Source organism: Streptomyces sp. NPDC002623 (assembly GCF_053592635.1).
In genome coordinates, this window is record NZ_JBSFWB010000002.1 from 131,494 (window position 1) to 154,380 (window position 22,887).

Here is a 22,887-nt window from a genome sequence, read left to right on the forward strand (position 1 = left end):
GCTCCCCTCAGCCGGCCTTGGCCTCGCCTTCCCTACCATGGCCGTACAGCACCCGGGTGAGGGCGGTGTAGGTGACGCCGTGGTCGGCGAGGATCTCGGCGGGGACGCCGCGGCGGCTGGTGAGCGCGAGCAGCATGTGCTCGTCGCCGATGGACCGTTCGCGGTGGCTGAGGGCGATGCGCAGGGTGTCGGTGAGCAGTTCCTTGGCCCCGCGGCCGAAGGGCCGCCCGCCGAAGAGGCGCCCGCCGGAACCGCCCCGCCCGCCGTTGCCCTCAGCCGCCAACGCGCCTTCCCCGTGGGCCTCTTCGACCCGCGAGACGATCTCCGAGACATCGATGCCCAGCCCCGAGAGGGCGTCCGTGTCGGCGCGGGAGAGACCGCCCCGGCGGCGGACCTCGCCGAGATCCCGCACGAGTCCCTCGCGTCGGCCCGGCGGCAGCCCGAGCGAGGCCAGCGCGAACGAGCCGCGGCTGCCCTCGCGGTCGAGGAGGGCGAGCAGCACATGGGTCTCCTCGACCCGCTCGGCCCCCGCCCGCTCGGCATGCACCACCGCCGCCTGGACCACGGCTCGGGCGTCCTTCGTGAACCGCTCGAACATCACTGCCTCCCGTACTTCTTGTGCACGGCCTGCCTGCTGACCCCGAGTTCCGCGGCGATCTCCTGCCACGACCAGCCCTGGTTGCGCGCACTGCGCACCTGCACCGACTCCAGCTGCTCCAGCAATCGGCGCAGTGCGGCGACGGCGCGCAGTCCGACCCGTGGATCGCGGTCGCCGGCGCGCTCGGCGAGATCCGTTGCTTCGGTCATGCTGTCAACTTACATTGACATGAGCGGCAACGTCAACCGAGGTTGACGACCCTGGCGTCCCGTCCTCGTCAGGAGTGGGTGAGCACGATCTTGCCGAACTGGTCGCCGGACGCGAGCCGTTCGAAGCCCTCGCGGGCCCGGTCGAGCGGGAGCACCTCGTCGATGACGGGGCGAACACCCGTGGCGGCGCAGAAGGAGAGCAGGTCCTCCAGCTCGTCCTTGGTGCCCATGGTGGAGCCGACGACCTTCAGCTCCAGGAAGAAGATCCGGGTGAGCTCGGCGTGCGAGGGCCGGTCGCCGCTCGTGGCGCCGGAGATGACGAGCGTGCCGCCGGGGCGCAGCGACTTCACGGAGTGGGACCAGGTGGCCGCGCCGACGGTCTCGATCACGGCGTCCACCCGCTGCGGCAGCCGGGCGCCCGACTCCACCGCCTCGACGGCGCCGAGCTCCAGCGCCCGCTTCCGCTTGGCCTCGTCGCGGCTGGTGGCGAAGACCCGCAGGCCGGCCGCCTTGCCCAGCACGATGGCCGCCGTGGCGACACCGCCCCCCGCGCCCTGGACGAGGACGGAGTCACCGGGCCGCACACCCGCGTTGGTGAACAGCATCCGGTACGCCGTCAGCCAGGCCGTGGGCAGACAGGCGGCCTCCTCGAAGGAGAGCTCCTTGGGCTTGGGCAGGATGTTCCAGGTCGGCACGGCGACCTGCTCGGCGAAGGTGCCCTGGTAGCGCTCGGTGAGGATGGAGCGGGGTTCGTCGGGCCCGACACCGTGCCCGGTCTGCCCGATCACGGAGTGCAGGACGACCTCGTTGCCGTCCGCGTCGACCCCGGCGGCGTCGCAGCCGAGGATCATCGGCAGCCGGCCCTCCGGGAGGCCGACGCCGCGGAGCGACCAGAGATCGTGATGGTTGAGGGAGGCGGCCCTGACGTCGACGGTGCTCCAGCCGGGCCGGATCTCGGGGGCCGGACGCTCCCCCAACTCCAGGCCGGAAAGCGGCTGGTCGCGATCGATTCGGGCGGCGTAGACGGCGAACATGACGTCGACGATAGGGGCGGGGAGGAACAGGCGAAACCGGAGACGACTGTGAGACACGCCCTCTTGCGCTTCGGCCACGTCGGGCGGTGACTTTCGATGGCGAGGGCCGAACAGTGGCCTTTCAGCCCGTCTGGGGGCACCCCCTCTGGGGGAGTTTGAGGACGAGGCCCTTTCGGGGCCGATGGGGGTCCGGGGGCGAAGCCCCCGGGGACGGCGCCGAAGCAGCTCACCCGAACAGGCGGGCCTGCGGACAGAAGAATGGCCCCGCCCTGACGGGCGGGGCCATTCAGCCGAACGTCAGCGACGGGCAACGCCCTCGGCGCGGGCAGCCGCGGCGACCGCCGCGGTCACCGCGGGAGCGACCCGCTCGTCGAACGGCGAGGGAATGACGTAGTCGGCCGCGAGATCGTCGCCGACGACCCCGGCCAGCGCCTCCGCCGCCGCGAGCTTCATGCCGTCGGTGATCCGAGACGCCCGCACCTGCAGCGCACCGGCGAAGATGCCCGGGAACGCCAGCACGTTGTTGATCTGGTTCGGGAAGTCCGACCGTCCGGTGGCGACGACGGCCGCGTACTTGTGGGCGACGTCCGGGTGCACCTCGGGGGTCGGGTTGGCCATGGCAAAGACGAACGCGCCCTTCGCCATCGAGGCCACCGCCTCCTCCGGGACCGTGCCGCCGGAGACGCCGATGAACACGTCGGCGCCGGCCAGCGCGTCCTCCAGCGAACCGCTCAGTCCGGCCTTGTTGGTGATCTCGGCCAGCTCGCGCTTGACGTCGGTGAGGTCCTCGCGGTCCGCCGAGACGATGCCCTTGCGGTCGGTGACCGCGACGTCCCCGATACCGGCCCCGACCAGCATCTTGGCGATGGCGACACCGGCCGCGCCGGCGCCCGAGATGACCGCCCGCAGCTCGCCGAGGTCCCGCCCGCTCAGCTTCGCCGCGTTGCGCAGCGCCGCCAGCGACACGATCGCGGTGCCGTGCTGGTCGTCGTGGAAGACCGGGATGTCGAGCGCGTCCTGGAGCCGGCGCTCGATCTCGAAGCATCGCGGCGCCGAGATGTCCTCGAGGTTCACTCCGCCGAACGAGGGTGCGAGGCGCACCACCGTCTCCACGATCTCGTCCACGTCCGTGCAGGCGAGCGCGATCGGAACCGCGTCCACGCCGCCGAACTGCTTGAACAGAATCGCCTTGCCTTCCATCACCGGAAGGGAGGCCTCCGGGCCGATGTCCCCGAGCCCGAGCACGGCCGTGCCGTCGGTCACGACGGCGACGACGGACGACTTCCATGTGTAGTCGTTGACCAGATCCGGCTGCTCCGCGATCGCGGTGCACACCCGCGCCACACCGGGCGTGTACGCGAGGGACAGGTCGTCCTTGTCACGGACGGGAACGGTGGCCTGCACGGCCATCTTGCCGCCACGGTGCAGCGCGAACACCGGGTCGAACGAGTCGAGGGGCTCCGCACCGCCCTCCTGGCCCGATCCGTCGGCGCTCTTGCTGCGAGGATTGACGATCTCCGCTGCCACTGTGTCTTACCCCTTAGGTCTTCATTGGCTTGAGGGTGGCCACTCCTGATTGAGAAGTGGGCGGGCATCGCGCGGGCCCCAGAGGTGATGCGACGGGCGCCTGCGCGTCGGGCGCGCCGCACACGCGCCCTGAGCCCCGGATGAGGGGTGTAAAAAACCTTCTTACCGGACGGAGACCACAGCCGACGAGTCGATTCGTGCAAGGTCACATCCCGCGACCTGTGGACCTTCGACAGTGGTCACCGGGAGTGACATGCGTCATGCGCGAAGACTCGCCAAGGTCCTGAAACCGCTTGACATGGACTCACATGGAGTCAAGTCAAGGTATGAAGCGCACGCCAAACGATCACATCACAAGATGAACCGAAGATCTTCCGGCCGGAACGGGGGATTCCCGCAGATGGTCCGGCTCCGTCCGGTCGTGATGTACCGGACTGATGGGGTTCGGGGGTCGCCCGTTATCCGATTTTGACATGGGTGGGCCCCTGATTGGCGTAGTCCGAATGGCAAGATGCCGTAATCACACGAGGTCGCGACACCCAAAGGTGTGTGTTCTCGTCGACCCATCGGCATTGTCGACCCATCGGCATCTCCATCCATCCGCCGGAGGAACCCACCATGACCGCAAGCATCACCCGACGCTCGACCGCCGCGCGCACCCGCCTGGCAGCGGTCGGATCCCTCGCGGTCGCGGGCGCCTTGCTGCTCACCGCCTGCGGCGACCAGACCGAGAGCAACGGCAGCTCCTCCGAGACCTCGGGCAGCGCCAACGCGGCGCCGCTCTTCTCCAAGCTGCCGGCCGACATCCAGAAGGCGGGCGTCATCAAGGTCGGCACCAACGCCGAGTACGCCCCCATGGAGTCGGTCGAGGGCGGCAAGATCGTGGGCGTCGACCCCGACATCGCCGCCGCGCTCGGCAAGCAGCTCGGCGTCGACTTCCAGTTCACCTCGGGCGGCTTCGACACCCTGATCACCGCGGTCAACACCGGCCGCTACGACGTCGCCATGTCGTCGATCACGGACAACAAGCAGCGCCAGGAAGGCCTGGACGACAGCGGCAAGAAGCTCGGCGAGGGCGTCGACTTCGTCGACTACTTCACCGCGGGCACCGCCATCTACGTCCAGAAGGGCAACCCCAAGGGCATCAAGACGCTGGACGACCTCTGCGGTCAGACCGTCGCCGTGCAGCGGGGCACCACCTACGAAGAGGCCCTGCAGACGCAGTCCAAGACCTGCACCGAGGGCGGCAAGAAGGCGCTCAAGATCGAGTCCTTCGAGAACGACACCGAGGCCCAGACCCGCGTGAAGTCCGGCGGCGCCGTGGCCGGCGTCAACGACTACCCGGTCGCCGTGGACATGGCCCGCAAGGCCGGCGGCGGCAACACCTTCGAGGTCCTCGACGAGCAGTACGAGGCCGCTCCGTTCGGCATCGTCGTGGACAAGAAGAACACCCAGCTGCGCGACGCCCTGAAGGAGGCCGTCGACGCGATCATCAAGGACGGCTCGTACCAGAAGGTGCTGGAGAAGTGGGGCGCCGAGAGCGGCGCGATCAAGGCCGCCGCGGTCAACGGCGGCAAGTGATCCACCCGCACCTCTCTCAGCCTTCGAAGGGCACTCCCCATGACTGACAAGCTCGAGAAGTCCTCCGCGGGCTCACCACCGGAGGACACCCCGCCGGTCGCGAAGGACTCGGCGTTCTCCGGCCCGCCGGAGGCCATCAAGGCCATCCCGGTGCGCCACTGGGGCCGCTGGGTCAGCGCCGTGGTCGTCATCGCGCTGCTGGCACTGCTGGTCAACGCCTTCGCCAACGGTGACATCCAGTGGGACACGGTCGGCGACCAGCTGTTCAACTCGACCGTCATCGCGGGCGCCGGACGCACCCTGCTGATCAGCGTCCTGTCCATGGTGCTCGGCGTCGTCCTGGGCGTCGTCCTGGCCGTGATGCGGCTGTCGAAGAACCCGGTGACCAGCACCGTCGCGTGGCTGTACATCTGGTTCTTCCGCGGCACCCCGGTGTATGTGCAGCTGCTGATGTGGTTCAACCTGGCGCTGATCTTCCCCGTCCTGAACCTCGGTCCGATCTACAAGGACGAGATGACGGACGTCATGACGCCGTTCATGTGCGCCCTGCTCGGCCTCGGTCTGAACGAGGCGGCCTACATGGCGGAGATCTGCCGGGCCGGTCTGCTGGCCGTCGACGAGGGCCAGACGGAGGCCGCGCACGCGCTCGGCATGAGCCACGGCAAGACGCTGCGCCGGATCGTCATCCCGCAGGCGATGCGGGTGATCGTGCCGCCGACCGGCAACGAGTTCATCAACATGCTGAAGACGTCGTCGCTGGTGTACGTCGTGACGTACAACGAGCTGCTGCGTTCGACCTCGGTGATCGGCTCGTCGTCGTTCGCCGTGATGGAGCTGCTCTTCGTCGCCTCCATCTGGTACCTGGTGATGACCAGCGTCTTCAGCGTCTTCCAGTACTACCTGGAGCGCTACTACGCCCGCGGCAGCAGCCGCAGCCTGCCGCCCACGGTCTTCCAGAAGATCAGGGCGAACCTGTTCGGATCCTCGAGGAGCAAGGCATGACCGCGATGGTGAAGGCCGAGGGCGTCCACAAGTCCTTCGGCGCGGTCGAGGTCCTCAAGGGCATCGACCTGGAGGTCAAGAACGGTGAGGTGTTCTGCCTCATCGGCCCGTCCGGCTCCGGCAAGTCGACCTTCCTGAGGTGCATCAACCACCTGGAGAAGATCAACGCCGGCCGGCTGTACGTCGACGGGGAGCTGGTCGGTTATCGCCAGAAGGGCGACCGGCTGTACGAGCTCAAGGACAGCGAGGTCGCGCGCAAGCGCCGGGACATCGGCATGGTGTTCCAGCGGTTCAACCTGTTCCCGCACATGACCGCGGCGGACAACGTCATCGAGGCCCCGATCCAGGTCAAGGGCGTCAGCAAGGCCCAGGCCAAGGAGCGGGCGAGGGAGCTGCTGGACCGGGTCGGCCTGGCCGACAAGGCCGACAGCTACCCCTCGCAGCTCTCCGGCGGCCAGCAGCAGCGCGTGGCCATCGCCCGGGCGCTGGCCATGGACCCGAAGCTGATGCTGTTCGACGAGCCGACCTCGGCCCTCGACCCGGAGCTGGTCGGCGACGTCCTCGACGTCATGCGCGACCTGGCCGAGTCCGGCATGACGATGGTCGTCGTCACCCACGAGATGGGCTTCGCCCGCGAGGTCGGCGACAGCCTGGTCTTCATGGACGGCGGCGTGGTCGTCGAGTCCGGCAACCCGCGCGAGGTCCTGACCAACCCGCAGCACGAGCGGACGCAGGCGTTCCTGTCCAAGGTGCTGTAACCCGGCAACGCGCAAGGGGCGGTACGGGGTTCCCGTACCGCCCCTTCCGCGTCCTGGCGATCAGGTCACTTCACGGCCAGCAACAGCGTGTCCGACGGCGAGCACCACACCGCCCGGGCCTCGCCGAAGCCCTTCTCCCTCAGCACGCGCGCGTGCCAGGCGGCGGAGGGCATGTCGCCGTCCGCATGCTCGCCGTAGATCTCGAAGCGGCGGGCGGTGGGCGCGGCGAGGACGGGATCCCGGCCGGCCAGCTGCCACCACTGGGCCCAGTCGAGCGCCCCGTCCGCCTTGGCCTGTTCCATGCGGGCGTGCCGCAGCGCCCGCTCCGCCGCGTTGATCCTGGGCGTCGTGTCGTCGATCATGTGGTCCGCGTTCATGAAGACACCGCCGTCGCGGACGAGTTCCGCGACCGATCCGTAGAGGGCGGCAAGGGGTTCACTGTGCAGCCAGTGCAGGGCCGTGGCGGTCAGCACCGCGTCGTACGAGTCGTACGGCAGCGCCGTCGCCCAGTCCGGGTCCTTGAGGTCGGCGGTGACGAGGGTGACGCGGTCGTCGCCCTCGAAGGTCCCCTCGGCGATGGCGAGGAGCGCCGGATCGAGGTCGACGCCGATGCTGGTGGCGCCGGGGAGGCGGGCGAGCAGCCGGGCGGTGACGGTCCCGGTCCCGCAGGCGAGGTCGAGCACCCGCGGCTCCGGGCCGACGACGGCCTCGACCATGTCGATCATGACCCGGAAGCGTTCCTCGCGGTCGGGCATGTACCACTCCTGCTGGCGGTCCCAGCTTCGCTGCCAGGCAGCCCAGTCGGTACCGGTCGTGGCCGTCTGCGCGTCCGTCATCGCAACCCTCCACCGCGTATGTCCCGTAATACCCTGGAAGTACGAACGGCCGTTACTCCGCCCGCATCCCGACACTAGAGCGCCCCCGTAAGGACTACAAGTGGAACTGGCCTATTACTCGGACTACGCCGTGCGTCTCGTGAACAGCGAGGAACCGGCCCGGGCCAAGGACGCGCTGACCTCGGTCGATGCCGTGCGCGCCCTGTTCGGCGTCAACCAGTCGGCGGGCCGTCGCGCCACCGACGCGGACGTCACCCGCTTCCGCTCGGTCCGGGCCCGCCTTCGCGCGGTGTTCGAGGCGGCCGACGACGGCGACGAGACCCTCGCCGTCGACCTGCTGAACTCCCTCCTCCTGGAGTTCCCGGTGAGCCCGCAGATCTCCGGCCACGACTTCCGCGACGACGACGGCCGCCCGCTGTGGCACATGCACCTGGCCGACCACCCGTCGAACGCGACGGCGGGCTACGCGGCGATCGCGGCCATGGGCCTGGCGTTCCACCTCACCGAGTACGGCGTGGACCGCCTGGGCCTGTGCGAGGCGCCCCCCTGCCGCAACGCCTACCTGGACACGTCCACGAACCGCTCCCGGCGCTACTGCTCCGACCGCTGCGCGACCCGCGCCAACGTGGCCGCCTACCGCGCCCGCAAGCGCCTGGAGGCGGACCGGACGGACCGGACGGACCGAACCCTCGGCACCGGCCTGGCCGCCGACAGCGCCCAGCGCACCAACGCCAGCGGCGAGCGCTGAGCCGGCCTGCGCGGACGGTAGCGCAGCCGCACCTTGCCCAGGACCAGCTCGTCGGGCACCGTCCCGTAGTCGGTGCTGTCGCCGCCGGCGTAGGCGTTGTCCCCGCGGACCCACCACCCGCCGTCACGACGCTCCGCGATCCGTTTGACGACCAGCAGGTCCTGCTGGAACGGATGCCGCAGCACGATCACATCCCCCGGCCGCACCCGCGCGCCGTACTGCACCACCAGCTGATCGCCGTGGTACAGCGTCGGCACCATGGACGGACCGGTCACCTCGGCCAGTCCGAAGAGCGCGGACGCCCGCGCGCGCTCGGTCTCCTGCGACAGCTCCGGCATCGCCGGCACCTCCCCGGTCGTTCCTCCACCAGTCTCAGTCTGACCCCGGACTTTTGTCCTAAGCCCATGGGGGCACTCGCGAAAACCCGTCCCTCAGGGAGTAATGTCCCACCTGAGAAGACGATCACGAGGAAGGAATGCTCCATGCTTTCCCGCCTGTTTGCCCCCAAGGTCAAGGTCAGCGCACACTGCGACCTGCCCTGCGGTGTGTACGACCCGGCCCAGGCCCGCATCGAGGCGGAGTCGGTGAAGGCCGTGCAGGAGAAGATGGCCGCCAACGACGACCCGCACTTCCAGGCTCGCGCCGTTGTCATCAAGGAGCAGCGCGCCGAGCTCGCCAAGCACCACGTGTCGGTCCTGTGGAGCGACTACTTCAAGCCCCCGCACTTCGAGAAGTACCCGGAGCTCCACGTCCTGGTCAACGACACCCTGAAGGCCCTGTCGGCCGCCAAGGCCTCGACTGACCCGAAGACCGGCGAGAAGGCCCTGGAGCTCATCGCCGAGATCGACAGGATCTTCTGGGAGACCAAGAAGGCCTGATCTCCGCGTACCGCTGCACCAGCCCGCACCCGGGCCCGCAGGCCGCCGAACTCGGCGTCCGGAGGGTCCGGGTGCGGTCTTGTCCCCCCGGCGACGCCACTGCACCGCCCTCCCCCGGGCCGTCCGGTCCGGCGTCTCGCTCAGGCCGCCGTACGCGCTTCCCGTACCCGCAGCCGACGGGCGAGGCGGCCGAGCAGCACGGCGTTGAACAGCCCGCACAGGGCCACGCCCGCGGAGAAGGTCAGCGAGTTCAGCCAGCCGAGCGCGGAGTCCTCCGTGGCGACCGCCGGCAGGAGGGCGAGGAAGCTGAACGGCGCCGTGGTCATCAGCGGCCAGATGCCGGCGAACCCCGGGTCCGGCAGCGCGTGGACGGCGACCAGGAAGAAGCCCAGTGCCGCCGCGACCACGGCGAGGTAGCCGCGCGCGAGCCAGTTGTCCGTGGCAAGCGCGAAGAGCCGACGCGGCAGGCGGCGCGGGCGGGAGGCGTTCGGCATCTGGGTTCCTTCGAGTTCGGGTCGGTCCGGTTCGTGATCTCCACGGTGAACCAGGGGCCTCGAACGGGGATGAGTACGCCTGCTCATCCCCGCATGGGAGTTTCCGGAAGCGGGCTCAGTTCAGGACCAGCACGACGGCCAGGGCGACGAGCAGCAAGTCGATCCTGTCCAGCAGCCCGCCCGAGCCGGGCAGCCAGCGCCCGGCGTCCTTGGCCTGCGCACCTCTCTTGACCATGGATTCGAGCAGGTCCCCGGCCGGGCCGCCGACCGCCACCGCGATAGCCGTCGGCCGGCTCAGCGCGGACAGCACGGCGAGCGTGGCCAGGCCCGCCGCGGCCCCGGCCAGCGTCCCGCTCCACCGCTTGGCCGGCGACAGCGGCGACAGACGCGGCCCGCCGAGCCTTCGGCCGGCGAAGTACGCCGCGATGTCGGCGATCGAGACCGCCGCGAACAGCGCCAGCGCGGTCGCCCCGAGCGGCACCAGCGCGGCCGACAGACCGAGCCAGGCCAGCCCGAGCAGACCGGCGCCGAGTCGGCGCAGGCCGTGGTCGGCGTCGCCGGCCAGCAACGGCACCGCGGCCACCGCGAGCGCCCCGATCCCGACCGCCCGGAACACCTGTCCGGGCGCCGCCCAGGCCGTCAGCACCACGGCGACCACCGCCGCGGCCAGCACCAGCCGGTCCGCCCGGCCCAGCCGCAGCAGCCCGCCGAACTCCATCACCGCGATCACCCCGACGGCGACGGCGACAGCCGCCGCACCGGGCCGGCCCCACCAGAACGCCCCGGTGACCAGCGGCACTCCGACCGCCCACGCGCACCACCGGACCATCAGCTCACGACGCCGCGACACCGCCACCGCAATGCCGCCGAGCACCAACGCCCCACCGAGGTAGGGCGCCAGCGATGCCACGGTGACCATCAAACGGATCCGACGGCGGCGACGGCGGGCGTCTCTGCGCGCGCCGCCGGCCCCGTCCGCGGCCCGGCGCCCAGCGCCTCCAGCGCGGCGCCCCACGCGGCCACGATGCGCGCGTTCTCGGCGGTGTCCCTGACCGCGATCCGCACGGTGCGCCCCTGGTACCGGGGCGACAACGGCGACAGGTCGCGCAGGTACACGTCGTGGCGGCGGCACTCGGCCACCACTTGGGCGGCGCTCGGGCCGTCCGGGGGCAGGGTCACGGTGAGGAAGTTCGCCACGGACTCCTCGACCGCCAGGTTCTCGTCCGCCCCGGCCAGGGCCGTGGCCAGTCGGCGGCGCAGCTCATGCGTGCGACGCCAGCAGTCGCGGTAGTGCTCCGGGTCGCGCAGGGCCGCCACGGCGGCCAGCTGCGCCGGCAGGCTGACCGGCCAGGGCGGGGTCCGTCGGCGCAGCTCCGCCGCGGTGCCCGGCTCGGCCACCAGGTAGGCGGCCCGCAGGCCGGACAGCGCGTACATCTTGGACAGCGACGTGCAGACGACCACCCGCGGGTCCGTCGCGGCCGGCTCGGCGAGCGACTCGGCCGGGTCGACGTATCCCAGGTACGCCTCGTCGATCCACCAGCGGGTGCCGGCCGGCGCGGCGGCGATCGCCGAGCGCAGCTCCGCGGCCGGCGCGTGGCGTCCGGTCGGGTTGTTCGGGTTGACGACCACCACGAGGTCGTAGCGGCCGGATCCGACGGCGGCGGACAGCCGGTCGGGGTCGATCCGCCAGCCCTCCTCGCGGCGCAGCCGCAGCCGGTCCACCCGGCAGCCGATCACCCGCTCCGTGACATGGGCGTACTCGCCGTAGCACGGGTCGGTCAGCAGTACCCGGCTCTCCGGGGTCAGCCACTGGCCGAACGCCCTGAAGATCAGGTCGGACGAGCCTGCGCCGACGGCGAGGGTCTCCGCGGGCAGCGCCCGGGCCGTGGCGATCTCCGCCAGCAGGCCCTCGGCGCCGGACGGCGGCGAGGTCCGGGCGGCCCAGGCCGGGTCCTCCGCGAGCGCCGCCCGCACCCCGGGGGCCGGCGGGAACCAGGCGTCCAGCACATCGGCCGCGACGACCTGCTCGCGCCGGTGCAGGGTGCGGAAGTCCGTGCCGATGGCGGTGAACGAGGCGCCGCCGTGTTCACAGCCGTCCGGCCGGGGTGCGAACGCCATGTCCAGCCGCCAGTCCACGGCGGACCGCAGCCGCTCCAGCGCGGGCCCGTACCGCTCCCTCGCCCGCCTCGTCAGCTCGATCACCTCGCCGGTCAGCACCTCGAACGTCACCGCACCGCTGTGGACCGTGCGGCCGACCGGGCGCAGGCCGACGGCCAGGTACATGTCGAGCAGTTCGGTGCGCCCCATCGCCACCACCCGGCGACCGCCCCGGGCGGCGATCCAGCGCAGCGCCGCGTACATCAGCAGAGGCGCCGCCGCGGTGGCCCGCCAGCGCGGCTCGACGGTGAGGATGCGTACCTCGAACGGGTCTTCGTCGGTCAGCAGCGGCAGTTCGTCACGGGTCAGGTACTTGTCCAGCGCGTACCGCCCCGACCAGGGCGGGGTCAGGCTGACGAAGCCGATGCGGGCCGGTCCTCGCGCCGCGACCAGGTAGACGTTGCCGCCGTCGTCCAGTCCGTCGCGAAGCCGCCCGGCCGGATGCGGCGGATGCTGGCCCAGCTCTGCCGCGTACACCCGGTGACGTAGTTCGTGGATCCACTCGAAATCCTCCGGAGTGGCAATGCGCACCTGCAGATCACGGCCCATGGGCACCTCTCGAGCAACCGACTCGGCACGGAAAGCACTCCATCGTGCGGAGCACGGACCGACCGGGCCAGGGCCGAGCGACGCAGCCCGCCTGAGTACGCGTACTCAGGCGGGCTGCGTCGCATCCGGGCACTCGGGCACCCGGTGCTCTCAGGCAGTCGTGGCGGTGGCGTCGCCGCCGTCGGCCGGGTCGTCCTCGCCGACCTCCAGCAGGCCGGCCGCCGCGCCCACCACGCGCGGGTCGGGGGTGCCGACGACCTCGTCGTCCTTGTCCGTGTAGTCGAAACGGGCGAGCACGCTGCGCATGGCCTCGACGCGGGCCCGCTTCTTGTCGTTGCTCTTGACCACGGTCCAGGGCGCGTGTTCGGTGTCCGTCTCCCGGAACATGGCGACCTTCGCGGCCGTGTAGTCGTCCCAGCGGTCGAGGGAGGCCAGGTCCATGGGGCTGAGCTTCCACTGTCGTACGGGGTCGACCTGACGGATCGTGAAGCGGGTGCGCTGTTCGCCCTGGGAGACGGAGAACCAGAACTTCAGCAGGTCGACGCCGTCGTCCACGAGCATCCGCTCGAACATCTGCGCCTGGCGCATGAAGCGCCGGTACTCGTCGTCCGAGCAGAAGCCCATGACCCGCTCGACGCCCGCCCGGTTGTACCAGGAGCGGTCGAACAGCACGATCTCGCCCGCCGTCGGCAGGTGCTGGACATAGCGCTGGAAGTACCACTGCCCGCGCTCGCGCTCGGTCGGCTTCTCCAGCGCCACGACCCGTGCGCCGCGCGGGTTGAGGTGCTCCGTGAAGCGCTTGATGGTGCCGCCCTTGCCGGCCGCGTCCCGCCCCTCGAAGACGATGACGAGCCGGCGCCCGGTCTCCTTGATCCAGCGCTGCAGCTTCAGCAGCTCGATCTGCTGGAGCCGCTTGTGCCAGTCGTACTCCTTGCGCTCCATGCGGTGCGCGTACGGATAGTTCTCCCGCCAGGTGTCGATCGGACTTCCGTCCGGCCGGACGAGTACGGGGTCGTCGGCGTCGGTGTAGTCGACCGTCAGGTCGGTCGACTCGGACAGCAGAGGCGGCATGGTCATCCTTGCTCCCGGTGTCGGATCTCAGTGGAACTGCGGCACGATCGGGCGAAGACGGTGACCACGGCGACGGTGACGCCGACGCTCACCGCGGCGACCTCGCCGAGTGCGGTCCGGTCGATGCTCATGGCTACGCCGACCGGGGCCACGACCGTGGTGCCGAGGTTCCCGCCGTGCGTGACCGCGCTCGCGGCGAGGCCGCCGACCAGCGCGGCGGCGGGGAGCGTGACCAGCCATGCGATCACCATGTGTCCTGCGACGCCCCACCGCACCTCCGCCGGCCGCCTGCCCAGGCTCGCGCCGAGGATGCTGCCGGAGGCCACCTGTGTGGTGGACAGGGCCGTGACGATGACGACCGCCACGAGGATCGTGATGTGGTCCATTGCCTCATGGGAACAAGCGCTTCCGTACAGGAAGCGAACTGGAGGCAAAGGCTGTTCCAGGTCCCCGCGCCCGCGGGGTGAGGATCGTGCAATCCTGGCGTGATGGAACGGGAGGACCTGGTAAGGCTGCGGCAGGCGCGTGACCGCATGGATCGTGAGTACGCCGAACCGCTCGACGTCGCCGCGCTCGCGCGCACGGCGCTGATGTCCTCGGGACACTTCCAGCGCAGCTTCCGCGAGGCCTACGGCGAGACGCCCTACGGCTATCTGATGACCCGCCGGGTCGAGCGCGCCAAGGCCCTGCTGCGCCGCGGGGACCTGAGCGTGACGGAGGTCTGCCTCGCGGTCGGCTGCACCTCGCTCGGCTCGTTCAGCTCCCGCTTCACCCAACTCGTCGGCGAGACTCCGAGTGCGTACCGGGCGCGGTCGCACGAGCCGAGCGCGGTGATCCCGCCGTGCGTCGCCCGGAAGTTCACCCGCCCGAAGCTGCCCCGACGCTCCTCCTGAGGCTGGACACCATGGACCTGAGACTGCACCAGTGCTTCATCGCCGTCGACGACCACGACAAGGCTCTGTACTTCTATCGCGACGTCCTCGGGCTCGAGGTCCGGGGCGACGTCGGCTTCGAGGGGATGCGGTGGGTGACCCTCGGCTCGCCGCTCCAGCCGGACGTCAGCATCGTGCTGGAACCCCCGGGCGCCGACCCCGACGCCTCCCCCGCCGACAAGGACGCGCTGGCCCGGCTGCTCGCCAAGGGCATGCTGCGCGGGGTCATCTTCTCCACCGCCGACTGCGACGCGCTGCACGCGCGTGTGCAGGAGGCCGGCGTCGAGGTGCTCCAGGAGCCGACCGACCAGCCGTACGGGGTGCGCGACTGCGCCTTCCGGGACCCGGCCGGAAACCTGCTGCGGTTCATGGAACGCAAGGACGCGTGACGACCGGCGCCGCCTACGATCGCGCCATGACCGCCCACACCTCCGTCCACACCCCCGCCCACACCTCCGTCCACACTCCCGTCCGCTGGACGTACGCCTTCGTCGACCGGCCCGCCGCGCTCTTCGAGCGGGCCTGCGCGTTCTGGACCGCCGTCACGGACACCTCGCTCTCCGACCTCCGGGGCGAGGACGGGGAGTTCGTCACCCTGTTGGCGGAGGGCGCCGACGCCTGTGTGAAGGTCCAGGGGGTCGCGGGCGGCGACGGCGGCGCGCATCTCGACTTCGCCGTCGTGGACGTGCCCGCGTTCGTCGAGGCGGCGCGGAGGCTGGGGGCGGAGACGGCCGCCGCCCACGAGGGGTGGGCCGTGCTGCGCTCCCCCGCCGGGCTGGCGTTCTGCGCGGTGCCGTGGCACGGGGAGTCGGTGCGGCCGCCCGTGGTGGCCGACAGCCGCCTGGACCAGGTGTGCGTCGACCTCCCGCCGTCGGCGTACGACGCCGAAGTCGCCTTCTGGAGCGGCCTGCTGCCCGACTGGTCGGCCCGGCCGGGTTCCCGGCCCGAGTTCCACGTGGTCGAACCGCCGTCCGGCCTTCCGGTCCGGATCCTGCTCCAGCGGCTCGACGAGGAACGGCCCGAGGACGCAGGTGCGGCCGCCGCCCATCTCGACCTGGCCTGCGGACCGGACGTCGACGCCGTGCGGGTCCGGCACGAGCGGCTCGGCGCGGAACTCGTCGCCCGCCACCCCCACTGGACGGTGATGCGCGACCCGGCCGGCGGTCTGTACTGCCTGACCGGGCGCGACGCGGAGACGGGCGGCCTGCCGCGGCAGGCTTCGTGACGGCCTGACGGCTACGGGCCCGTCGCGTACACGCAGATGACCCGCCGGCCGTCGGTCGACGACCCCTGTCCGCCCGGGCTCGGGCACGGATCGTCGTCCGTGTCGTCGGCGTCCATGTGCAGCAGCGGCGCCGCGGACTCGCCGGGCGCGGACCCGCTCTGAGGCTGCTGCGCCGGGGGTGCGGCGGCATCCTGGAGCCACAGCGTCAGACCGCCCGCGACGACCACGGCCGCCAGCCACGCTCCCACGGCCCACTGCCACATCCGACGCCGACTGCTCCCCATGGCGTCACGGTAGCCGCGCGGGCGGCCGTGCGGGGCCGAATGTCAGGAGGCCGGGGCGGTGTGCGCGTCGGGCGCCTGTTCGGGCTCGGCGTCCGGCCCCACATGCGCGTCGCACTTCGGGTTGTGGCACGGCCCCGGCACCCAGCGCGGAACCCACGCCCCCAGCGTCTTGTAGCGCTGGATGACGGACTGCACGGGCTGCCCACAGGTGGGACAGACGCGTTGTTCCCTGTCCATCTCCTCAGGGTAGGCCGGGCCGGGCGCGAGCGCCCCCTGCCGTGCGCCGATACCCCTCAGCGCTCCCTGGCGTACGTCCGCACCACCGCGCCGTTGCCGAAGGTGCGCAGGCCGCCGAAGGCGAAGCGGGCGATGTCGAAGCGGGCGCCGAACATGGGCATGCCGGTGCCGTAGACGATCGGGTACGACTTGATGACGAGCTCGTCGATCTCGTCGAACAGCTCGCCCGCGAGGCGGGAGCCGCCGCACAGGTAGATGTCGAGGTCGCTGTCCTCGGCCTTCAGCTCGCGGACCCTGCCGAGCAGATCGTCCGCGATGATCTCGACGTCCGGGTCGGGCGACTCGGCGAGGGTGCGCGAGGCGACGTACTGGCGCAGATGGGCGTAGGGGCTGGTGACGCCCTCCTTCAGCGCGATGTCGTAGCTGGCCCGGCCCTGGATGATCGTGTCGAACCGCCGGTTGGCCAGGTCGTCGATGCCGAGCGGGCGGCGGCCGTGGGTGGGCAGGGTCTCCGGATACTCCGTCTTGAGGAAGTCGAGGAACTCCTCGTCGACGAAGGAGATCATCGCGGAGCCGTCCCCGGTCTCGTCCCCGATGAAGCCGTCGAGGGAGCAGGCGATGAAGTACGTGAGCTTTCGCAAGTAGGGCTCTTTCCGTAGGCTGCGCTTGAACCACTCCAGTTGTAGTACTTCGGTTGTAGTGGTTGCAAGAGGGTTTCCCGGTGTTTCGGGAAACGGAGCCAAGTGAGGGAGTGGGTTCCGCATGGCCGGAAATCCGGAGCGCCGGGCGTCCCTGGTCGACGCCGGGGTCGAGGTGCTCGCACACGAAGGGGCGCGAGGGCTGACCTTCCGCGCGGTGGACGCGGCGGCGGGGGTGCCGGTGGGCACCGCCTCCAACTACTTCACCGGACGTGACGACCTGCTGCGCCAGATCGACGCCCGACTGCATGTACGGCTGGCGCCCGACCCCGAGGTGTTCGGCGCGCTGCTGACCGGGCCGCGGGACCGCTCGCTGGTCGCGGCGTTCATGCACGACCTGACGACCCGCGCGACCCGCGACCGGACGGGCTATCTGGCCCTGCTGGAGATGCGCCTGGAAGCGACCCGGCGCCCCGGACTGCGCGCCTCCTTCACCACGTCGGTGCGCGGCGACCTCCAGCAGGGCATGGACTTCCACCGCGAGGCGGGTCTGCCCGGCGGCGACGAGACCGTCGTCGTGCTGTATCTGGCGATGCTCGGCCTGATCCTGGAACACCTGACCCTGCCCGACGTCCTGGACGGCGCCCTGCCGGGAGTCTCCGTCCCGGAGGGCCTGGTCGAGCGGATCGTGGCGACGGTGGTGCCGGAGGCGCCGCAGGCCCCCTGAACGGGCCGGTCCGCGGGCAGCGGCGACCGGAGGCGGGCCCCGCCCACCGTGGGGATGCGCGGGACCCACCGGCCCCGCCCCCGAAGGACCCGCCCCGACGACCGCGCGGAGCCGGGAACCGCCGGTCGCCGAGAGGGGCTGATTGCCGCGTCGGGCTAGTTGCTGCGTCGGGCTAGTTGCTGCGTCGGGTCACGAACTCCGCCAGGGAGAGCAGGCCGCCCGCCGATTCCGGGTCCGGGATCGCCCGGGCCAGTTCGTGCATGGCGCGGGACATGCGGTCGGCCGCCTGTTCCTGGGCCCACTCGCGGCCGCCGGCCCGCTCCACGGCCAGCGTCGTGCGGTCCAGGTCGGCCGGTTCGTAGGGCGCCGCGTACAGCTCGGCCAGTTCGCCGGCCGCCGGGGTGCCCGAGGTCAGCGCGGCGACCACCGGCAGGGACTTCTTGCGGGCGGCGAGGTCCGCGCCGGCCGGCTTGCCGGTGTGCCGGGGGTCGCCCCATATCCCGATGACGTCGTCGATGAGCTGGAAGGCGAGCCCGGCCTCCCGGCCGAACGCGTCCAGCGCGTCGACGTCCTCCTCGGCCGCCCCGGCGTACAGCGCGCCCACCGCGCAGGCGCAGCCGAGCAGCGCGCCGGTCTTGGCCTCGGCCATGGCGAGCACCTCGTCGAGGGTGATCTCGGCGGGGCCGCGTCTCTCCATGGCCGTGTCCGCCTGCTGGCCGGCGCAGAGTTCGACCACACAGGCGGCGACCCGGCCGACGGCCTGCGCGGACGCGGGGTGCGGATCCCCGGCGAGCAGACCCAGCGCAAGGGCCTGCAGGGCGTCCCCGGCGAGGATCGCGTCGGCGTCGCCGAACACCGTCCAGGCGGTGGGGCGGTGCCGGCGGGTGGTGTCCCGGTCCATCACGTCGTCGTGCAACAGCGTGAAGTTGTGGACCAGTTCGACCGCCGCGGCGGCCCGGACGGCCGCCTCGCGGGCCGCGGGGCCGCCGAGCGCGGCGGCCGCGGCGAGCACGAGGGCCGGGCGGATCGCCTTGCCCGCGTTGCCCGCCGTCGGAGTGCCGTCGGCGTGCTCCCAGCCGAAGTGATAGAGCGCGATGCGGCGCATCGAGCCGGGCAACGAGTCGATCGCCGCCCGCAGTGCGGGGTCGACCGACGCCCGGGACCCCGCCAGGATCGCCGCCGCCTCGTGCCCGTCGACCGGCCCCGGACCGCTGCCGCCCTGACTCCCGATGGACCTCCGCCTTTCGCGCGCCCCGCCCCTGACCTGCGTCCGCCTGGTGGCGAAGGTCACCGCCAGCGGCCGATCTCGACGTTCTCCAGGACGCCCAGCGCGTCCGGCACGAGGACCGCGGCCGAGTAGTAGGCCGTGACCAGGTAGTTGATGACGGCCTGTTCGTTGATGCCCATGAACCGCACGGACAGGCTGGGCTCGATCTCGTCCGGGATGCCGGACTGGCGCAGGCCGATGACGCCCTGGTCCTGCTCGCCGAGCCGCATCGCGATGATCGAGCTGGTGCGGGCCTCGGTGACGGGGATCTTGTTGCACGGGTAGATCGGCACCCCGCGCCAGGTGGGGATCCGGTTCCCGCCGACGTCGATCGTCTCGGGGACGAGCCCGCGCTTGTTCAGCTCACGGCCGATCGCGGAGATCGCGCGCGGGTGGGCGAGCAGCATCTTGGTGCCGCGCCGCCGGCACAGCAGTTCGTCCAGGTCGTCCGGGCTGGGGACGCCGTCGTGCGGCTGGATCCGCTGGTCGTACTCGCAGTTGTGCAGCAGCCCGAACTCCCGGTTGTTGACGAGCTCGTGCTCCTGGCGCTCCTTGAGCGCCTCGACCGTCAGCCGCAGCTGCTGCTCGGTCTGGTTCATCGGCTTGTTGTAGAGGTCGGCCACGCGCGAGTGGATGCGCAGGACGGTCTGGGCGATGCTCAGCTCGTACTCGCGCGGCCGGGCGTCGTAGTCCACGAAGGTGTGCGGGATGTCCGGCTCGCCCGCGTGACCCGCGGCGAGGTCCACTTCCTTCTCGCCGTACTTGTTGGTGCGCTGCTCGGGGATCGCGCGCAGCTGCCGGAGGTGCTCGCCCAGGGTGTCGGCGCGCTCCGCGACCTGCTCGACGTCCTGCCTGGCCAGGATCAGCACCGTGCAGGCGGTGTCCGCGCGGGCCGTGTACTCCCAGATGGCGTCCGGGTCGAGCAGCGCCTGGTCGCCGAAGTAGGCGCCGTCGGCGAGGACTCCGAGCACCTGGTCGTCGCCGTAGGGGCCGCTGCCGACCTTCTCCACGCGGCCGTGCGCCAGCAGGTAGACCTCGTCGCTCTGACTGCCGAAGGAGGCGATGATCTCGCCGGGGCCGAACTCCCGCTGCCGGCAGCGCTGGGCGAGCTCCGCGAGCACCTCCTCGTCCTCGTAGGAGCGCAGCGCGGGCAGTTCGCCCAGCTCGGCCGGGATGACCTCGACCCGGTCGCCGGTCTTGACGAACGTGATGCGGCCGTCGCCCACCGCGTACGTCAGACGCCTGTTGACCCGGTAAGTACCGCCCTGCACATCCACCCAGGGCAGAGTCCGCAGCAGCCAGCGGGAGCTGATCTCCTGCATCTGCGGTGCGGACTTGGTCGTGGTGGCCAGGTTCCGCGCGGCTGCGGTGCCGAGACTCTGCTGCGGCTTGCCCGAATCCGTGCGGACCTCTTCGCCTACCGACATGAAAGTTGCCTCCCGAATCATGCACGGGCGCCGAACTGCGCCGGTGCACTTCACGGGGGCAACCCTTCCATCACGGAGTGTGCTCGTGCTATTACCCGAAAGAGCGGGAATGGATCACCGCAGGGCTGGGAAGAGGCACGTTTCCCCGAACGGTGTTCGACAATGAGCGGGTGACCGACCTGCGCCCCCGCCTCCCCTCCCCCCTCCAGGAAGTGGCCGACGACCGGTTCGGACGGCACGGCGTGCGGCTGCTGCTGAAGCGGGACGACCTGATCCATCCGGAGCTGATCGGCAACAAGTGGCGCAAGCTCGCGCCCAACCTGGAACGGGCGGCGGGGCGGACGCTCCTCACCTTCGGCGGCGCCTACTCCAACCACCTGCGGGCCACGGCCGCCGCCGGCCGGCTCCTGGGGCTGCCCACCGTGGGCGTGGTGCGCGGCGACGAGCTGGCCGACCGGCCGCTGAACCCGTCCCTGGCCCGCTGCGCGGCCGACGGCATGCGGCTGCGTTTCGTGGACCGCTCGACATACCGCCGCAAGGCCGAGCCGGACGTGCTGGCGAGGCTGTCGGCCGCGGCCGACGCGGCGGACGCGTACGTCGTCCCCGAGGGCGGCAGCAACGCGGCGGCGGTCCTCGGCTGCCGGGCGCTCGGGGCGGAGCTGCGCGGCCACGCGGACGTGGTCGCCCTCGCCTGTGGCACCGGCGGCACGCTCGCGGGCCTGGCCGCCGGTCTCGCCCCCGACCAGCGGGCGCTGGGCGTCCCGGTCCTCAGGGGCGGTTTCCTGGGCGCGGAGATACAGGCGCTCCAGGAGGAGGCGTTCGGGGGCCGGCGGGGCCAGTGGCGGCTCGACGAGCGCTTCCACTTCGGCGGATACGCCCGCGTCACCCCCGAGCTGGAGGCCTTCGCGGCGGACTTCGAGCGACGCCACGGCATCCCCGTCGAGCGTCTCTATGTCGCCAAGTCGCTCTACGCCCTTGTCTCCCTGGCCGAGGAGGGCGCGTTCCCGCCCGGCACCCGCCTCGCGGCCGTCGTGACGGGCTCACCGTTCACCGCGTGAGCCGCACCGCGTGAGCGCCGCTCACGTCGTCTCCCGGTAGGCCGCCGCCTCCTCCAGGTCCAGTCGGCGCAGCAGGGTGCGGAGCATCTCGTCGTCGATGTAGCGGCCGTCGCGCAGCCGGACGAACATCTCGCGCTCGGCGCTGATCATCTCGCGCGAGAGGCGGCGGTAGGTGTCGTCGACGGTCTCGCCGGTGATCGGGTTGACCTGGCCGAGCCGCTCCCAGACGGCGTTGCGGCGGCGCTCCAGGACGCTGTGCAGGCGGTCGGCGAGGGGTGGGGGCAGGGCGTTGCGCTCGTCGGCGAGGAGGGCGTCCAGGCGCTCCTCGGCGACCCGGGAGGCCTGTGCCTGGGCGTTGGCCTCGGCGAGGGTCGCGGCCTGCGGGTCGGGCTCGGGGAACTTCAGCAGACGGATCAGCGGGGGCAGCGTCAGGCCCTGCACCACCAGGGTGCCGATGACCGTCGTGAAGGTGAGGAAGAGGATGAGGTTGCGGTGCGGGAAGGGCGCTTCGCCGTCGTCCACGGTGAGCGGAATGGAGAAGGCGATGGCGAGCGAGACCACGCCCCGCATGCCGGCCCAGCCGATCACGATCGGCCCCCGCCAGGTCGGGTTCGCCTCCCGCGCACGCACGCGTGCCGACAGCCGGGGCAGGAAGGTCGCCGGGTACACCCACAGGAAGCGCACCACGACGGCCACGAGGAAGAGGGCGACGGCGTACCAGGCGGCGTCCGGTCCCTCGTAGTCGCCGAGGCCCCTCAGGACGACCGGGAGCTGCAGGCCGATCAGCGCGAAGACCGCCGACTCCAGGACGAAGGCGACCATCTTCCACACGGCCTCCTCCTGGAGGCGGGTCGCGAAGTCGACCTCCCACGCGCGGTGGCCGAGGTACAGCGCGACGACGACCACGGCGATGACGCCGGAGGCGTGGAACTGCTCGGCGGCCGCGTACGCGACGAAGGGGATCAGCAGGGAGAGCGTGTTCTGGAGGAGGGGCTCCTTGAGGTGGGTGCGCAGCCAGTGCAGCGGGGCCATCAGGATCAGGCCGACGGCGGTACCGCCGACCGACGCCACCAGGAACTCCTCGATGCCGCCGGCCCAGGAGGCGCCCTCGCCGACGACCACCGCGAGGGCCACCTTGTAGGCGGTGATCGCGGTGGCGTCGTTCAGCAGGGACTCGCCCTGGAGGATCGTGGTGATCCGGGAGGGCAGGCCGACCCGGCGCGCCACCGCCGTGGCCGCGACGGCGTCCGGGGGCGCCACCACCGCGCCGAGCACCAGGGCCGCCGTCAGCGGCAGCCCCGGGACGAGCAGGTAGGCGGCCCAGCCGACGGCGAAGGTCGCGAAGAGCACGTAGCCGACCGACAGCAGGGCCACCGGCCGCATCTGGGCACGCAGGTCGAGGTAGGAGCTGTCGGTGGCCGACGTGTAGAGCAGCGGCGGCAGCAGCAGCGGCAGGACGACGTCCGGGTCCAGGGTGTAGTCCGGGACCCCGGGCACGTACGACACCAGCAGGCCGACCGCCACCAGCAGCAGCGGCGCGGGCACCGGCGTGCGCCGGGCGGCCGCCGCGATCGCGGCGCTGCCGGCCACCAGCAACAGCAGTGGCATCACGTCCATGTCTCCCCCGCCCTCGTCTTTTCGCGCGGTCGT

At 71.5% G+C, this 22,887-nt stretch carries 26 protein-coding genes and 1 pseudogene; 10 read left to right on the top strand and 17 right to left on the bottom strand.

Going from position 1 to position 22,887, the window contains the following annotated elements:
* Nucleotides 1-7: 7 nt before the first annotated feature.
* The 4 genes from ACWD4O_RS03235 to ACWD4O_RS03250 all read right to left on the bottom strand — a co-directional run bounded on the left by ACWD4O_RS03235 (nucleotide 8) and on the right by ACWD4O_RS03250 (nucleotide 3,368).
* On the bottom strand, nucleotides 8-598 hold the full coding sequence (locus ACWD4O_RS03235) for a Clp protease N-terminal domain-containing protein (protein ID WP_451276936.1): 591 nt from the start codon (nucleotides 596-598) through the stop codon (nucleotides 8-10).
* Nucleotides 598-807, bottom strand: a complete 210-nt coding sequence (locus tag ACWD4O_RS03240; RefSeq protein ID WP_282511538.1) for a helix-turn-helix domain-containing protein — start codon at nucleotides 805-807, stop codon at nucleotides 598-600. The genes ACWD4O_RS03235 and ACWD4O_RS03240 overlap by 1 nt, the downstream gene beginning before the upstream one ends.
* Before the next feature lie 68 nt (nucleotides 808-875).
* A complete protein-coding gene (locus ACWD4O_RS03245; protein WP_451276938.1) occupies nucleotides 876-1,841 on the bottom strand; it encodes a zinc-binding dehydrogenase in 966 nt (321 codons plus the stop codon).
* Between the two features lie 297 nt (nucleotides 1,842-2,138).
* Entirely contained in the window at nucleotides 2,139-3,368 is a 1,230-nt protein-coding gene (locus ACWD4O_RS03250) for an NAD(P)-dependent malic enzyme (protein WP_358801190.1), read from the bottom strand.
* Nucleotides 3,369-3,986: 618 nt separating this feature from the next.
* On the opposite strand from ACWD4O_RS03250, the gene ACWD4O_RS03255 reads away from it, so the two are divergent.
* The 3 genes from ACWD4O_RS03255 to ACWD4O_RS03265 are packed head-to-tail and all read left to right on the top strand — an operon-like array spanning nucleotide 3,987 to nucleotide 6,709.
* Entirely contained in the window at nucleotides 3,987-4,949 is a 963-nt protein-coding gene (locus ACWD4O_RS03255; RefSeq protein ID WP_451276941.1) for an ABC transporter substrate-binding protein, read from the top strand.
* A 39-nt stretch (nucleotides 4,950-4,988) separates the two neighbouring features.
* Nucleotides 4,989-5,951 carry an amino acid ABC transporter permease gene (locus ACWD4O_RS03260; RefSeq protein ID WP_451276943.1) on the top strand — a complete coding sequence of 321 codons (963 nt, stop codon included), beginning with the start codon at nucleotides 4,989-4,991 and terminating at the stop codon, nucleotides 5,949-5,951.
* A complete protein-coding gene (locus ACWD4O_RS03265; protein ID WP_451276945.1) occupies nucleotides 5,948-6,709 on the top strand; it encodes an amino acid ABC transporter ATP-binding protein in 762 nt (253 codons plus the stop codon). The genes ACWD4O_RS03260 and ACWD4O_RS03265 overlap by 4 nt, the downstream gene beginning before the upstream one ends.
* A gap of 65 nt (nucleotides 6,710-6,774) precedes the next feature.
* On the opposite strand, the gene ACWD4O_RS03270 is transcribed toward ACWD4O_RS03265, so the two are convergent.
* Nucleotides 6,775-7,545, bottom strand: a complete 771-nt coding sequence (locus ACWD4O_RS03270) for a class I SAM-dependent methyltransferase (protein ID WP_451276947.1) — start codon at nucleotides 7,543-7,545, stop codon at nucleotides 6,775-6,777.
* A 100-nt stretch (nucleotides 7,546-7,645) separates the two neighbouring features.
* Between ACWD4O_RS03270 and ACWD4O_RS03275 the strand changes: the two genes are divergently transcribed.
* On the top strand, nucleotides 7,646-8,293 hold the full coding sequence (locus tag ACWD4O_RS03275) for a CGNR zinc finger domain-containing protein (protein ID WP_450948860.1): 648 nt from the start codon (nucleotides 7,646-7,648) through the stop codon (nucleotides 8,291-8,293).
* On the opposite strand, the gene sodX is transcribed toward ACWD4O_RS03275, so the two are convergent.
* Nucleotides 8,179-8,631 (bottom strand): nickel-type superoxide dismutase maturation protease, encoded by a 453-nt coding sequence (gene sodX / locus ACWD4O_RS03280; protein ID WP_351903305.1) that lies wholly within the window; start codon nucleotides 8,629-8,631, stop codon nucleotides 8,179-8,181. The genes ACWD4O_RS03275 and sodX overlap by 115 nt on opposite strands.
* Nucleotides 8,632-8,775: 144 nt before the next feature.
* On the opposite strand from sodX, the gene sodN reads away from it, so the two are divergent.
* Complete coding sequence (sodN, locus tag ACWD4O_RS03285; RefSeq protein WP_010353595.1) at nucleotides 8,776-9,171, top strand: superoxide dismutase, Ni; 396 nt, start codon at nucleotides 8,776-8,778, stop codon at nucleotides 9,169-9,171.
* Nucleotides 9,172-9,311: 140 nt separating this feature from the next.
* Here sodN and ACWD4O_RS03290 read toward each other — a convergent pair whose 3' ends face one another.
* From ACWD4O_RS03290 to ACWD4O_RS03310, 5 genes and pseudogenes are all read right to left on the bottom strand, one after another.
* Nucleotides 9,312-9,665: an SCO4225 family membrane protein gene (locus tag ACWD4O_RS03290; protein ID WP_451276950.1), complete on the bottom strand. Its 354-nt coding sequence runs from the start codon at nucleotides 9,663-9,665 to the stop codon at nucleotides 9,312-9,314.
* Nucleotides 9,666-9,780: 115 nt separating this feature from the next.
* Nucleotides 9,781-10,584: a phosphatidate cytidylyltransferase gene (locus ACWD4O_RS03295; protein ID WP_451276952.1), complete on the bottom strand. Its 804-nt coding sequence runs from the start codon at nucleotides 10,582-10,584 to the stop codon at nucleotides 9,781-9,783.
* A complete protein-coding gene (locus ACWD4O_RS03300) occupies nucleotides 10,584-12,371 on the bottom strand; it encodes an aminotransferase class I/II-fold pyridoxal phosphate-dependent enzyme (protein WP_451276954.1) in 1,788 nt (595 codons plus the stop codon). Before ACWD4O_RS03300 ends, ACWD4O_RS03295 begins: the two co-directional genes overlap by 1 nt.
* A 150-nt stretch (nucleotides 12,372-12,521) precedes the next feature.
* A complete protein-coding gene (gene ppk2 / locus ACWD4O_RS03305) occupies nucleotides 12,522-13,442 on the bottom strand; it encodes a polyphosphate kinase 2 (protein ID WP_451277712.1) in 921 nt (306 codons plus the stop codon).
* A gap of 125 nt (nucleotides 13,443-13,567) precedes the next feature.
* Nucleotides 13,568-14,047, bottom strand: a pseudogene (locus ACWD4O_RS03310) (inorganic phosphate transporter); the annotation flags it as partial.
* Here ACWD4O_RS03310 and ACWD4O_RS03315 point away from each other — a divergent pair.
* Genes ACWD4O_RS03315 through ACWD4O_RS03325 form a run of 3 tightly spaced genes read left to right on the top strand, consistent with a single transcriptional unit; the run spans nucleotide 13,931 to nucleotide 15,599 of the window.
* The gene (locus ACWD4O_RS03315) at nucleotides 13,931-14,335 is read left to right on the top strand and encodes a helix-turn-helix domain-containing protein (protein ID WP_451276956.1); all 405 of its coding nucleotides are present in this window, start codon (nucleotides 13,931-13,933) and stop codon (nucleotides 14,333-14,335) included. The pseudogene ACWD4O_RS03310 and the gene ACWD4O_RS03315 overlap by 117 nt on opposite strands.
* Before the next feature lie 11 nt (nucleotides 14,336-14,346).
* Complete coding sequence (locus tag ACWD4O_RS03320) at nucleotides 14,347-14,763, top strand: VOC family protein (RefSeq protein WP_450948868.1); 417 nt, start codon at nucleotides 14,347-14,349, stop codon at nucleotides 14,761-14,763.
* A gap of 26 nt (nucleotides 14,764-14,789) precedes the next feature.
* Nucleotides 14,790-15,599, top strand: a complete 810-nt coding sequence (locus tag ACWD4O_RS03325; protein ID WP_451276959.1) for a VOC family protein — start codon at nucleotides 14,790-14,792, stop codon at nucleotides 15,597-15,599.
* Nucleotides 15,600-15,610: 11 nt separating this feature from the next.
* Here ACWD4O_RS03325 and ACWD4O_RS03330 read toward each other — a convergent pair whose 3' ends face one another.
* The 3 genes from ACWD4O_RS03330 to ACWD4O_RS03340 are packed head-to-tail and all read right to left on the bottom strand — an operon-like array spanning nucleotide 15,611 to nucleotide 16,761.
* The gene (locus tag ACWD4O_RS03330; protein ID WP_451276961.1) at nucleotides 15,611-15,883 is read right to left on the bottom strand and encodes a hypothetical protein; all 273 of its coding nucleotides are present in this window, start codon (nucleotides 15,881-15,883) and stop codon (nucleotides 15,611-15,613) included.
* Between the two features lie 42 nt (nucleotides 15,884-15,925).
* Nucleotides 15,926-16,120, bottom strand: coding sequence for a hypothetical protein (locus ACWD4O_RS03335; protein ID WP_451276963.1), 195 nt, complete (start codon nucleotides 16,118-16,120; stop codon nucleotides 15,926-15,928).
* Nucleotides 16,121-16,176: 56 nt separating this feature from the next.
* Nucleotides 16,177-16,761, bottom strand: coding sequence for a dihydrofolate reductase family protein (locus tag ACWD4O_RS03340; protein ID WP_451276965.1), 585 nt, complete (start codon nucleotides 16,759-16,761; stop codon nucleotides 16,177-16,179).
* Between the two features lie 121 nt (nucleotides 16,762-16,882).
* Here ACWD4O_RS03340 and ACWD4O_RS03345 point away from each other — a divergent pair, with 121 nt between their 5' ends.
* Nucleotides 16,883-17,485 carry a TetR/AcrR family transcriptional regulator gene (locus ACWD4O_RS03345; protein WP_451276967.1) on the top strand — a complete coding sequence of 201 codons (603 nt, stop codon included), beginning with the start codon at nucleotides 16,883-16,885 and terminating at the stop codon, nucleotides 17,483-17,485.
* A 172-nt stretch (nucleotides 17,486-17,657) separates the two neighbouring features.
* On the opposite strand, the gene ACWD4O_RS03350 is transcribed toward ACWD4O_RS03345, so the two are convergent.
* Both ACWD4O_RS03350 and ACWD4O_RS03355 read right to left on the bottom strand, forming a co-directional pair.
* Nucleotides 17,658-18,776, bottom strand: a complete 1,119-nt coding sequence (locus tag ACWD4O_RS03350) for a family 2 encapsulin nanocompartment cargo protein polyprenyl transferase (RefSeq protein ID WP_451276969.1) — start codon at nucleotides 18,774-18,776, stop codon at nucleotides 17,658-17,660.
* Entirely contained in the window at nucleotides 18,773-20,179 is a 1,407-nt protein-coding gene (locus ACWD4O_RS03355) for a family 2B encapsulin nanocompartment shell protein (RefSeq protein WP_451276971.1), read from the bottom strand. Before ACWD4O_RS03355 ends, ACWD4O_RS03350 begins: the two co-directional genes overlap by 4 nt.
* A 170-nt stretch (nucleotides 20,180-20,349) precedes the next feature.
* On the opposite strand from ACWD4O_RS03355, the gene ACWD4O_RS03360 reads away from it, so the two are divergent.
* Nucleotides 20,350-21,237, top strand: coding sequence for a 1-aminocyclopropane-1-carboxylate deaminase/D-cysteine desulfhydrase (locus ACWD4O_RS03360; protein WP_451276973.1), 888 nt, complete (start codon nucleotides 20,350-20,352; stop codon nucleotides 21,235-21,237).
* A 21-nt stretch (nucleotides 21,238-21,258) separates the two neighbouring features.
* Here ACWD4O_RS03360 and ACWD4O_RS03365 read toward each other — a convergent pair whose 3' ends face one another.
* Nucleotides 21,259-22,854 carry a Na+/H+ antiporter gene (locus ACWD4O_RS03365; protein ID WP_451276975.1) on the bottom strand — a complete coding sequence of 532 codons (1,596 nt, stop codon included), beginning with the start codon at nucleotides 22,852-22,854 and terminating at the stop codon, nucleotides 21,259-21,261.
* Nucleotides 22,855-22,887 lie beyond the last annotated feature (33 nt).